Source organism: Ruegeria atlantica (assembly GCF_001458195.1).
GTDB lineage: Bacteria > Pseudomonadota > Alphaproteobacteria > Rhodobacterales > Rhodobacteraceae > Ruegeria > Ruegeria atlantica.
On the sequence record NZ_CYPU01000021.1, the window covers coordinates 107,710 to 119,085 of the forward strand.

General features: G+C 58.4%; 11 protein-coding genes. 6 read left to right on the plus strand and 5 right to left on the minus strand.

Annotated features, from left to right (window positions below; genetic code table 11):
* Window positions 1-97: 97 nt before the first annotated feature.
* The 6 genes from scpA (at window position 98) to RUA4292_RS06415 (ending at window position 5,553) form a co-directional block, all read left to right on the plus strand.
* Complete coding sequence (gene scpA / locus RUA4292_RS06390; protein WP_058276839.1) at window positions 98-2,224, plus strand: methylmalonyl-CoA mutase; 2,127 nt, start codon at window positions 98-100, stop codon at window positions 2,222-2,224.
* Between the two features lie 104 nt (window positions 2,225-2,328).
* A complete protein-coding gene (locus RUA4292_RS06395; RefSeq protein WP_058276840.1) occupies window positions 2,329-2,931 on the plus strand; it encodes a VOC family protein in 603 nt (200 codons plus the stop codon).
* Entirely contained in the window at window positions 2,928-3,452 is a 525-nt protein-coding gene (locus RUA4292_RS06400) for a GNAT family N-acetyltransferase (RefSeq protein ID WP_058276841.1), read from the plus strand. The genes RUA4292_RS06395 and RUA4292_RS06400 overlap by 4 nt, the downstream gene beginning before the upstream one ends.
* 9 nt (window positions 3,453-3,461) lie before the next feature.
* Window positions 3,462-4,142, plus strand: a complete 681-nt coding sequence (locus tag RUA4292_RS06405; RefSeq protein ID WP_058275662.1) for a molecular chaperone DjiA — start codon at window positions 3,462-3,464, stop codon at window positions 4,140-4,142.
* A 3-nt stretch (window positions 4,143-4,145) separates the two neighbouring features.
* On the plus strand, window positions 4,146-5,141 hold the full coding sequence (locus RUA4292_RS06410; RefSeq protein WP_058276842.1) for an endonuclease/exonuclease/phosphatase family protein: 996 nt from the start codon (window positions 4,146-4,148) through the stop codon (window positions 5,139-5,141).
* 37 nt (window positions 5,142-5,178) lie between these two features.
* Window positions 5,179-5,553, plus strand: a complete 375-nt coding sequence (locus RUA4292_RS06415; RefSeq protein ID WP_058276843.1) for a hypothetical protein — start codon at window positions 5,179-5,181, stop codon at window positions 5,551-5,553.
* A 3-nt stretch (window positions 5,554-5,556) separates the two neighbouring features.
* On the opposite strand, the gene RUA4292_RS06420 is transcribed toward RUA4292_RS06415, so the two are convergent.
* The 5 genes from RUA4292_RS06420 to RUA4292_RS06440 form a co-directional block, all read right to left on the minus strand.
* On the minus strand, window positions 5,557-7,101 hold the full coding sequence (locus RUA4292_RS06420) for a Ppx/GppA family phosphatase (RefSeq protein WP_058276844.1): 1,545 nt from the start codon (window positions 7,099-7,101) through the stop codon (window positions 5,557-5,559).
* A gap of 49 nt (window positions 7,102-7,150) precedes the next feature.
* On the minus strand, window positions 7,151-7,840 hold the full coding sequence (locus RUA4292_RS06425; RefSeq protein ID WP_058276845.1) for an HdaA/DnaA family protein: 690 nt from the start codon (window positions 7,838-7,840) through the stop codon (window positions 7,151-7,153).
* Window position 7,841: 1 nt separating this feature from the next.
* Window positions 7,842-8,915 (minus strand): AI-2E family transporter, encoded by a 1,074-nt coding sequence (locus tag RUA4292_RS06430; protein ID WP_058276846.1) that lies wholly within the window; start codon window positions 8,913-8,915, stop codon window positions 7,842-7,844.
* A gap of 90 nt (window positions 8,916-9,005) precedes the next feature.
* On the minus strand, window positions 9,006-9,980 hold the full coding sequence (locus RUA4292_RS06435) for an isopenicillin N synthase family dioxygenase (RefSeq protein WP_058276847.1): 975 nt from the start codon (window positions 9,978-9,980) through the stop codon (window positions 9,006-9,008).
* Window positions 9,980-11,344 (minus strand): FAD-dependent oxidoreductase, encoded by a 1,365-nt coding sequence (locus RUA4292_RS06440; RefSeq protein ID WP_058276848.1) that lies wholly within the window; start codon window positions 11,342-11,344, stop codon window positions 9,980-9,982. Before RUA4292_RS06440 ends, RUA4292_RS06435 begins: the two co-directional genes overlap by 1 nt.
* Between the last annotated feature and the right edge of the window lie 32 nt (window positions 11,345-11,376).

Genomic DNA, 11,376 nt, shown 5'->3' on the forward strand with positions numbered 1-11,376 from the left:
AAATATCGCGTTTACACCTGCCGCGACGCGCGGCACCGAACGTTAAAACGCGCAGGCAATGCCTGTTCGCGCCCCGAATTGAGAAAAGGAATACGCAATGACCGATACGAAAGACTGGCAGGCGCTGGCCGAGAAAGAGCTGCGCGGACGCCCGTTGGACGACCTGACCAAAGAGACTTTGGAAGGTATCGAAGTCAAACCTCTTTACACGCAGGAAGACACCGCTGAACTGCCGCATATGGGGTCGCTGCCTGGGTTCGGGCCGTTCACGCGCGGTGTGAAGGCGACCATGTATGCGGGCCGCCCTTGGACGATCCGCCAATATGCGGGTTTCTCGACCGCTGAAGAATCAAACGCGTTCTATCGCCGTAATCTGGCGGCCGGTCAGCAGGGTGTGTCAGTCGCCTTCGATCTGGCGACGCACCGCGGCTATGACAGTGACCATCCGCGCGTTGTCGGTGACGTGGGCAAGGCCGGTGTGGCAATCGACAGCGTCGAGGACATGAAGATCCTGTTCGACGGCATTCCGTTGGACAAGGTCTCGGTTTCGATGACCATGAACGGGGCGGTTGTTCCAATTCTGGCCAGTTTCATCGTTGCAGGCGAAGAGCAGGGGCATGACAAATCCGTCCTGTCCGGCACCATTCAGAATGACATTCTGAAAGAGTTCATGGTGCGCAACACCTACATCTACCCGCCCGAGCCTTCGATGAAGATCATCTCGGACATCATTGAGTTCACGTCGAATGAGATGCCGAAATTCAACTCGATTTCGATCTCGGGCTATCACATGCAAGAGGCTGGGGCGAACCTTGTGCAGGAGCTGGCCTATACGCTGGCTGACGGGCGCGAGTATGTACGCGCCGCCACGCAGGCTGGCATGGACGTCGACAAGTTCGCAGGGCGTTTGTCCTTCTTCTTTGCCATCGGCATGAATTTCTTCATGGAGATCGCCAAACTGCGCGCCGCGCGTACGCTGTGGCATCGGGTGATGACGGATTTTGGTGCGAAATCAGAGCGTTCCAAGATGCTGCGGACCCATTGCCAGACATCCGGCGTGTCGCTGCAGGAGCAGGACCCCTATAACAACGTGATCCGCACCTCCTATGAGGCGATGAGCGCGGTTCTGGGCGGTACCCAATCCCTGCACACAAACGCGCTGGACGAGGCGATTGCGCTGCCCACTGATTTCTCGGCCCGTATCGCGCGGAACACGCAGCTGGTTCTGCAAGAGGAAACCGGTGTGACCGATGTGGTCGATCCGCTGGCCGGTTCGTATTACATCGAAAGCTTGACCAACGAGTTGATCGAAAAAGCCTGGGCCTTGATGGAAGAGGTCGAGGAAATGGGCGGCATGACCAAGGCCGTTGCCAGCGGTATGCCCAAGCTGCGGATCGAGGAAAGCGCCGCCCGCCGTCAGGCCATGATTGACCGGGGTGATGAGGTGATCGTCGGCGTCAACAAGTACCGCAAGGAACAGGAAGACCCGATCGACATTCTGGACGTCGACAATGTGGCCGTGCGCGAAGCTCAGGTCGCACGATTGGAACGTATCCGTGCAACCCGTGACGAAGCCGCCTGTCAAACGGCACTGGATGCTCTGACCAAGACCGCCCGCGATGGTGGAAACCTGCTGGCTGCTGCCGTTGAGGCCGCCCGCGCACGTGCATCCGTAGGAGAGATCAGCATGGCAATGGAAAAAGAATTCGGCCGCCACCGCGCCGAAGTGAAAACGCTGGCCGGTGTCTATGGCGCGGCCTACGAAGGCGACGAAGGCTTTGCCGCGATCCAGAAATCTATCGAAGAATTTGCCGAGGCCGAAGGCCGCCGTCCACGCCTGCTTGTGGTCAAGATGGGGCAAGACGGGCATGACCGCGGTGCCAAGGTGATCGCAACCGCCTTTGCGGATATCGGGTTTGACGTGGATGTAGGTCCGCTGTTCCAAACCCCAGCTGAGGCCGCGCAGGACGCCGTGGACAACGACGTGCACGTCATCGGTATTTCGTCGCAGGCGGCGGGGCACAAAACACTGGCACCGCAGCTAGTAGAAGAGCTGAAGAAAGCCGGCGCCGAGGACATTCTTGTAATCTGCGGCGGGGTGATCCCGCAGCAAGATTATCAATTCCTCTATGATCACGGCGTCAAAGCGATCTTTGGCCCGGGCACCAACATCCCCGAAGCGGCTCAGGACATTCTGCGCCTGATCGGTGAAGCGAAAGGCTGAGGCTTTCAAAGATTTTCGTCGAAAAATCTTGTGATCCACCGCCTTTAAGGAAAACATGCGACCAGATCCGATAGGGTTTGGTCGTTTTTCATAGGAGGCGCTGCGTGTTACTGGATCATCTGGCGGTTGCGGGCGAAACGCTCGAAGAATCGTCTGCCCATGTCGAACAGGCATTGGGAGTACCGCTGCAGGACGGCGGCAAGCATGAAAGGTTTGGCACATATAACCGCCTGTTAGGATTGCGAGACGGCTTGTATCTTGAGGCCATCGCGATTGACCCACAGGCACCAAATCCTCAAAGAACCAGATGGTTCGATCTGGACCGGTTCAAGGGCGTGCCGCGCCTTACCAACTGGATATGCCGGGTGCCGGACATTTCAGCCTCGTTGACCGTGTTTCCGGATGTGGTGGGCCACCCGATCGACCTGGCCCGCGGGGCGTTACGCTGGCAAATGGCGGTTCCGCCAAACGGGCGTCTGCCCTTCGACAATCTGTTCCCGGCGCTTATTCAGTGGCACGGAGATTTGCATCCGGCAAATATGCTGCAGGATAGCGGCTGCCGTTTGCGTCGGTTGGTGGTTTTTCACCCGGACGCGCTGGAGCTAGCCAAGCTGCTAGGCGAAATGGGCGCTGTGGTTTTCGACACAGGTCCGGCCGCATTGCGGGCAGAGTTCGAAACTCCGCACGGGAAGCGCGTGTTGGAATGAAAATCAGGCAGGCCAAAGCTGCGGACGCCACAGAGATAGCTGCGATCACCAACGCAATCATCCGCGACACGCTGGTAACATTCACAACCGACGAACGCAGTGTAGACAGCATTGCGCGTGACATCGAAGCGCGCGGTCCGGCCTATCTTGTGGCTGAACAGGACGACCAGATTCTTGGGTTTGCCACCTATGGTCCGTTTCGATCCGGTCCGGGATACGCGCAGTGCCGAGAGCTAACGATCCAACTGGCCACTGATGCGCGTGAACAAGGTACGGGGCGAGTTTTGATGCGGGCGCTTGAGGCTGCCGCCCGGGCAGAGGGAACTCATGCACTGGTGGCGGGGATTTCTTCGGCAAATCCGGGGGCAGTTTCTTTTCACGCGGCCGTGGGCTTTGTCGAAGTCGGACGCATGCCCGAGGTTGGGTTCAAGTGGGGGAAACGTCTGGACCTTGTGCTGATGCAGAAAATTCTTGCCACAGACGGTTTGGTTGCACCTGACAGTCCCGATTTGGGACGCTAGGGTGCGCTCATGTCGATCTGGATCCGTATATCCGATGCGCTAAGCGCGCTTGCCCAAGGTGAAAGCCTTACCGCAGTCTTTGAAAAGCTGCGCTCGCCACCCGAACGGTCGGTGGCCTTCACCATTGCTGTGATCGCCTTGGGGGCGAAAATGGCCAAGGCGGATGGGCAGGTGACGCGAGATGAGGTTACGGCGTTTCGCGACGTTTTCCAGATCGCGCGTGATGACGAGGAAGGCGCGGCGCGCGTGTTCAACATGGCACGCACGGATGTTGCGGGTTATCAGGACTATGCCCGCAAGATCGCGCGAATGTTTTCCGAAGATAGCACCACACTGTGCGATTTGATGGAGGGGTTGTTCCACATCGCCATGGCGGACGGGTTCTATCACCCCAACGAAAACGAGTTTCTGGAAGAGGTCAGCCATATTTTCGGCCAGACCGATGCGCAGTTCATGGCCTTGCGTGCCCGTTTTGTGCCTGATGCGCCCAACGATCCTTACACGGTTCTTGGGGTGCCACGGGACATGCCGTTGCCCGATATTCGTAAGGTCTGGCGGCAGCTTGTACGCGAAACACATCCCGATGCGATGTTGGCGCGTGGAGTTCCCGAAGAGGCCGTACGTCTGGCCGAAAAAAAGATGATCGACATCAACCGTGCCTGGGACGAAATCAACGGCGCGCAGGCCTGAGGCATGCGCCTCGCGACTTATAACATCGAGTGGTTCGCCAATCTGTTTGATCGTCATGACGAACTGATCGCCGATGACAGTTGGTCAGGTCGCCATGATGTCACCAAGGCGCAGCAGATCGAGGCTATCGCCAAGGTTCTGACGGCGATCGATGCGGATGCTGTGCTGGTTGTCGAAGCGCCAAACACAGGGAAATCTCAGAACACGGTCCGCGCGCTACAAAACTTTGCCGAGGCGTTCGATCTGCGCACCAGCGAAGCCGTGATGGGATTTGCCAACGATACGCACCAAGAACTGGCCTTGTTGTATGACCCGCGCGTACTGACGGTGCGACATGATCCTAAGGACGGAGGGCACCGGGCTCCGCGTTTCGATCAGGTGTTTCAAATCGACCTCGATATCGACGCAACCGAGGATCAGGTACAGTTTTCCAAGCCGCCAATGGAACTGGCCGTCGAAACCAAGGCAGGCAAACCGTTTCGTCTTATCGGCGCGCATCTGAAGTCAAAGGCGCCTCACGGGGCGGAAACCCGCGATGCGGCGATCCGTATCGCGATCGCCAATCGTCGGAAACAGCTGGCTCAGGCGATCTGGCTGGGCAGGCGGATCAAGGCGCATCTGGCGGCTGATGATCAGGTAATCTTAATGGGCGATTTGAACGATGGTCCGGGGTTAGACGAGTTCGAAAACTTGTTTGGTCGCTCATCGGTTGAAATCTTGCTACAATCGGGGGTGTTCGACCCCCACGCGGATACGGCGTTTGGGTCAGAACCGGGTGAACGCCCGTCGACCGCGCGCTTTTATCGGCCCCAAGATCGCGGGTATCTTGAGGCGTTGTTGGATTACATCATGATCAGCGATGGGTTAAGGGATCTTCGCCCGGACTGGCGCATATGGCATCCGTTTCGCGATCCGGCCTGCCGTGACGCGCGTGACCTGCATGAGGCATTGTTAACCGCGTCCGACCATTTCCCTGTCACTCTGGATATCGAGCTGTGATCTTTCAACCGCGTTTCAGTTGCCCTATATTTTCAATATGAAACGTTTCATTCCAATCTGCGCGTTGACCGTCGTTATGGCCCTTCCGGCCTCTGCCGAGGAAGAGGGGAACAAATCCCTGATGGAGCAGGGCGCAGAGCTGTTCTTTGAAGGCCTGCGCCAGGAGATGGAGCCTGCATTGGATGAACTGCTGGGACTCGCTGAACAGTTTGGCCCGGCCATGCAGTCATTTATTGCGGAAATGGGGCCCGCCTTGGCCGAACTGGCAGATGAGATTGAGGATTGGAGCGCCTATGAAGCACCCGAGATCCTGCCTAACGGCGATATAATTATCCGCAAAAAGCCGCCGCAGGACCCAGAGATACAGCCAGAGATCCCTGAAGGCCCGCCCGAGGGCGAAACCGAGATTTGATATCTAGCCCCGGATGATGACGCGGGTTTCGGATTTCAAAGCGTTGCCGAGTGACTTTAGCCGTGCCTCGGCCACTTCGTTGAACAGGGGGCGTGCTGCAGTTGGCAAGAACAGGTCCAGTTGTTGCTTCTTGGGGTAAAATTTCAAAGTCGCCATCGGCGCATCGTTCTGCATCCACAGCATAGCACCAAACCGCATGGCCTTTCCCAAGATCTCGGCCTGTTTTTGATCTTTCTCGTCTAGGAGTTCGTACAGTGCGGTGAACCGGTTGCCCTCGCGTTTGTTGCGATACCGGTGCTGCAGGGCCAGCCCGATATAAACTCGCTCCGAGTGCTTCAAGCCGCCCAGATTGGCACGTGTGACGTAGTCGAAACAGACCTCGGCGCGATAGTCAGGATGTGCGCGCCAGCTGACGTCGTGCAACAGACAGGCCGCCTTTATCAGGCGGATGCGCGCGGGCGGGGCTGATTTGAACAGCGGCATCACGAAATCGAGCAGATGTTTTCCGAAACCGGGCAGGCGGGCGTCCTTGGCTTCGGAAAAACGGCTCGCCTCGATCAACGGATCACGGTCCCGCAGGTTTTGTGGCATCTGCTCGTAAAGCAGACCCTCGCGGATACCGTAGCTGGAAATGGCGATATCCTTGGGTTTGAACGTGCGGATCAAGCGTGCCAGCACATCCATCGCATAGGGGATCAGCGCCATCCGCGATCCCGACACACCGGCTTTGCTGCGCAGCTTTTCCGGGTCACCTTTTTCGATGAATTTAATGGTCTCGCGCACCTGCTTGGTGGTCATGCGATATTCATGTAGCACGTTCAAGGGGTAACCACGGCGCAGCATGTCCAGACGTGCAAAGGCCCGCCAGCTGCCGCCCACAAGGAACAGGCGATCGCGTTGCGGCCCCATCTGGTCGCGCAGATCCTCCATCGTGACCTTGATGTGCGCCTTGCGCGCACGCCGCCCACCTTTGATGTCCCGCAGTTTCAGCGGCCCCAGCGCCGAGGTCAGGCGCCGACCGACACCGCCGTCTCCGATCTCGGCCAATTCCATTGAGGACCCGCCGATGTCACAGATCAGGCCATAGGCGCCGGGCCATCCCAGCAGGACACCCTGCGCGGACAGGCGTGCCTCTTCATCGCCGTTGATGACCGATACGGTCAGGCCGGTTTCGGCTTTGACCTCGGCACAAAACTCGGGGCCATCCTCGGCCTCGCGCACGGCTGCGGTGGCGACGACATGCAGGCCGGGCAGGCCAAGGTCATCGGAGAGTTGGGCAAATCTGCCCAAAGCGGCCAGGGCGCGTTTGCGACCCGTTGGGTTGAGCCGCCCTGTGTCCGAAAGGCCCGCGCCCAGTTCGCACATCACTTTTTCATTGTAGAAATAGGCCGGTGAGCGCGCGGCGCCGTCAAAGATAACCATCCGGACAGAGTTCGATCCAACGTCAACCACGCCCACGCGTGACAGAGCTCGGGCTTGGGGGTCATCAAAGAGGGGCTTTCCGAACGGACCCCAGTCAGGGATTTCGGTAACGACAGTCTGATCCATGTCTCTTCCAGATATTCCGCGTGCAGAATGCGAGATGACCCGGCGTGGGTCAATTCCCAGATTGGACATCATCCAAATCTGCGCTCAAAACACGCACCGCCAAGGCGCGGGTAATGTCGCGCTTTTCCGATAGCGCAAGCTGGTCCAGTTGCGCCACCACACTGGCGGCAGTTTCAAAGCGCCGGTCCATATGTTTGACCAGATAGGCGATAACCTCGGGGCTGGGGTTCAACTGCCGATCCACGAACAGCTTGGCCAGAACCGCGCCCAGCAATGCGTCATCCGGCGGGTCAAGCGCTACGTGATGCGCGCCCTCGATCCGGCTTTGGAGATCGGGCAACGGAAGTTGCCAGAAATTAGGGGCCAGCCGTCCAGTCATAAGAAGGGCGTTGCCTTCGGCCAACACAAGATTGTGCAGGTGAAACAGTGTTTTCTGTTGTTCTAAGTCGTGCGCGATCATCGGGACGTCTTCAACCGCGACAGGCGCGCGTGCCAGATCCGGCACGTCTTCGTGACGCACATCTGCGGCCTGAATGATCCGACCACCGGTTTCCGCCGCCCAGACATGTGCCAGATGGGTTTTGCCCGCACCCGCAGGGCCGCTCAGAACCAGTTTGTTGCCCGGCCAGGACGTGGCCGAGATCATGGCAACCGCAAGTGCATTCGCGGGAGAGACAAAAAAATCCTCACGCCCCAGCGCGGTTTTGGCCGGAAGATCAAAGCTTAGCTGAAGGGCCATCTTACAGGTCTTCCTGATCCGCGCTTTCGAGGCCGGTATACAGGCGGCTGCCCAAATAGACCGATGTTGCGTACCGCGCCAGCACTCCCAGCGCTGCGGCAACGGGCACCGCGATCAGCATCCCGACAAAGCCGAACAAGGCACCGAAAACTGACAGAGCCAGCAGCAACCATACTGGGTGCAAACCCACTGAGCTACCTACAAGCTTTGGCGTTAGGAAATTGCCTTCGGTTACCTGACCCAGCGCAAAGATACCGGCAACCAGACCGATTTGCGCCCAATCCCCCCAGAACTGGAACAGTGCCAAACCAATTGCCAGCGTGCCGCCGATCAGCGCGCCGAGGTAGGGAATGAATGTAACCAGACCCGCGATGAAACCGACGATCAGTCCGAACTGCAGGCCGACCGCCATCAGCGCCACGGCATAATAGGTGCCAAGGATCAGGCAGACCGTGCCCATACCGCGAACGAATGAGGCCAGAACCGCGTCAATTTCACCGGCCAGGCGTTTGATCGTGGGGGCGTGATCGCGTGGCAGCAGATCCCCGATCCGGGCAATCATGCGGTCCCAGTCCAGCAACATGTAGACGGCCACTACCGGCACGATAACCAACAGAACGACGACGTTGATCGCGGAACCCAATGAGGCCGCGACGGATTGCAATACATCGCCTGTTTTGGACTTCAGTGTTTCACCCAGTGAGACGAGGAATTGGTGCGAATTGGATTCGCGGTCAAGAAGCGACGGGAACTGTTGTTCGATGAAGCTGCGCAGCTGTTGGAACAGGCTCGGCATAACTTCGACCAATTCGATCAACTGGGTAATCAGCGCGGGAACAACCATCAGGATCGCCAGAGCAAAGCCCAGAATGCCAACAACTGTGATGATCGCAGTGGCTGCCATGCGCGACAGGCCCAGATTTTCCAGCCGATCTGCGATCGGATCAAGGAAATAGGCGATCGCACCGCCAATCACAAAGGGTAGCAAAACGTCGCCAAGTGCCCATAGGCAAAGCACAAAAATGGCAGCCGCGACGCCCCAATACCTGAGTTGATCCTTTACCGGCAAGGCCATGCTTGTCCCCTTGTTTTTGGCTCTTACCGGTGTTCTTGGCGTAACCGGTCCCGCGATGCAAGCGGTTCATGCCTTGGGGATTTTCAGGAATTATGAGTCCAGCGTTCCGAGCTCGGGCGTATCAGCCGTAGCGGTTTCATCGGGCCAGTTTGTGCGCCAGATTTCGGCCGACCAATGCCCGCAGTGAACCGCAGGGCGATCAAAGCCGGGCAGCGGCGGCAACAGTGGCTCGACGATCACGTCGTGACGCGGAACAGCGAAATAAGGGAAGGAATAGCGTTCTTTGCCAGATTTGTTGACCACCTGATGCGGCGTTGATTTCAATTGGCCACCCGACCAAAGCTCAAGCATGTCGCCGATATTCACGATAAAGCCGCCGGGTGGGCAATCCGGGGTGATCCATCCGCCATCGCGTGTCTGCACTTCTAGCCCGCCAACGGGGTCGGGGGCGATAATCGTCAGGGCATCCGTGTCCTTGTGGGGATGAATGCCAAAGCCTTCCTCATCCGGTGCCTGCGGTGGATAGTGCAACAGCGTCATATTTGTCATGGGGATGGCAAAGGCCGCTTTCAGGACGTTGGGCTTCAGACTCAGCCCAATTTCAAGCGCGCCCAGCAGCAGTTCGGCCACGTGGTCCAGTTGCGACCAATACTCCAATATCACTTCGCGCGCGCCCTGTACTTCAGTTGGCCAGAGGTTCGGGCCATAAAGCGCACAGTCATCACGAACCGGGTGGTCCTCGGAAACTTCGAAATGAAGCTTGTAACCTTCGTATTTGTCCGCCTTGCCCGAGCCATCATTGGGCGTGAAGAAACCCATGGGGATATATCCGCGATAGTTGTTGCGTGTGATGGCCTGATCCCACTTGCTCTGTTCGTCGATGTCAAAGATCGCGCGCGTCTTGGCACGGACCTGATTAACGGTGTCAGGCGAAACCCCAGTGCCCGTGATGGAGAGAAAGCCGATGTCGGTGCAGGCGTCCAATATCCGCTGAACGGTTGCGTCATGGTCCGGATGGGCCGCGTCTTGCAGCGGAGAGATGTCGATCGTGGGGATTGACTGCATCAGTGAATCCTCACGCCTTGCCGGTCCAGTTCCGCGTGAACAGGGGCAAGGTTCATCGCGTGTAGGTCCTGATTGCTTTTTAGCGATAAGGCTGCAGCAATTCCCGCACCCTGTCCCATGACCGCGCAACAGGCCATGTTGCGGGTTGCAGCGTGGGCAACTTTGTCCGCACCGTGCGAGCGGCCCGCAACCAAGAGGCCTTTGACGCCTTTGGGCAGCATCGAGCGATAGGGCACCTGCATATACCGCCCCGTGGTCGGCAGGATCAGTATGCCATAGCCATCGATGAACTCGGGATAGATACCGATTGTATCCTCGAACCGGCCCTGATGGCGGGCGTCATCTTCAGTCATGTTATAGACCGCGTCAATCTTACGTGTGTCACGGATTCCGATGGTCATCCCAAAATTGCGCAGCCGCGCGTTTTCACACCCCGGCATAAAGCGACGAAGCGCCTCGATTGCCAGCATGGATTGGCGGCGGCCTTCAATCTCGCCCTTTGTCAGACTGTCGGGGTCGGTCCCGTCGATTTCGCCCAGATGGATGAGGTTCATGTAAGTGAGCTCGCCCGTGTCGTGCATTGCACCCCATGTGCCCGCGATAGTGTTCAGATGCGGCGGGATCAGGCCCTGATCGATGGCCTGCTGGAACGGCTTGTGCACGAACGGAGAGAACATGTCGTCTTCTTTGCCCGAAGTTTCGATGTTCCACTCGCCGCCGCCGCCCCAATCCTTGTAGGTCTGGGGATCTGCCTTGACGCCCTCCATAAAGGCGCGTTTGTCGACCCCGGCCAGATGGAACATCACCGAAGCGGCCATCATGTCTTCGCGGGCGGTCTTGTGCGTCGGCGCGCCTGCGCGGTGGGCAACATCGGCGTCGCCGGTGGCGTCGATCACAACCTTTGCCAGAATCGCTTCGCGCCCAGCTTTGGATTCAGTAATGATGCCGGTGATCCGGTCACCTTCCATGATCGGAGCGACGAATTGCCGGTGCAGCATCGGATGAACGCCTGCCTCTTCAACTAGCTTGTCGGCCACTAGCTTAAAACCCTCGCTGTCCAACTCATAGCTCAGCGACTGGCTCTCAGGTACGGCAGCACCCATGTCCTTGGCGCGGGTCTCGAACTCCATGCCGATTCCACCAGCTTCGACCGTCTGTTCATGGCGATACCAGGCGAAGCCCTCAACGCCCACGGCGGTGATGTTGCCACCCATGCAGCCGAAGCGGTCGACCAGCGACACCTCGACCCCGGCCCGAGCGGCGGCCAGCGCGGCGGCCAGCCCTGCCGGTCCTGACCCGACCACAAGAACGTCTGTCTGATGAACAACCGGTATTTGACGCGCGGGTTCCTGAATGGTTTGCATGGGTGCCCCCTGGAATTGGTATTTCAGTCACA

What these genes read in the sequence shown, in the direction of transcription:
- scpA (WP_058276839.1), top strand. Translation starts at nt 98, where the DNA reads ATGACCGATACGAAAGACTGGCAGGCGCTGGCCGAGAAAGAGCTGCGC.
- RUA4292_RS06400 (WP_058276841.1), top strand. Translation starts at nt 2,928, where the DNA reads ATGAAAATCAGGCAGGCCAAAGCTGCGGACGCCACAGAGATAGCTGCG.
- RUA4292_RS06405 (WP_058275662.1), top strand. Translation starts at nt 3,462, where the DNA reads ATGTCGATCTGGATCCGTATATCCGATGCGCTAAGCGCGCTTGCCCAA.
- RUA4292_RS06410 (WP_058276842.1), top strand. Translation starts at nt 4,146, where the DNA reads ATGCGCCTCGCGACTTATAACATCGAGTGGTTCGCCAATCTGTTTGAT.
- RUA4292_RS06415 (WP_058276843.1), top strand. Translation starts at nt 5,179, where the DNA reads ATGAAACGTTTCATTCCAATCTGCGCGTTGACCGTCGTTATGGCCCTT.
- RUA4292_RS06420 (WP_058276844.1), bottom strand. Translation starts at nt 7,101, where the DNA reads ATGGATCAGACTGTCGTTACCGAAATCCCTGACTGGGGTCCGTTCGGA.
- RUA4292_RS06425 (WP_058276845.1), bottom strand. Translation starts at nt 7,840, where the DNA reads ATGGCCCTTCAGCTAAGCTTTGATCTTCCGGCCAAAACCGCGCTGGGG.
- RUA4292_RS06430 (WP_058276846.1), bottom strand. Translation starts at nt 8,915, where the DNA reads ATGGCCTTGCCGGTAAAGGATCAACTCAGGTATTGGGGCGTCGCGGCT.
- RUA4292_RS06435 (WP_058276847.1), bottom strand. Translation starts at nt 9,980, where the DNA reads ATGCAGTCAATCCCCACGATCGACATCTCTCCGCTGCAAGACGCGGCC.
- RUA4292_RS06440 (WP_058276848.1), bottom strand. Translation starts at nt 11,344, where the DNA reads ATGCAAACCATTCAGGAACCCGCGCGTCAAATACCGGTTGTTCATCAG.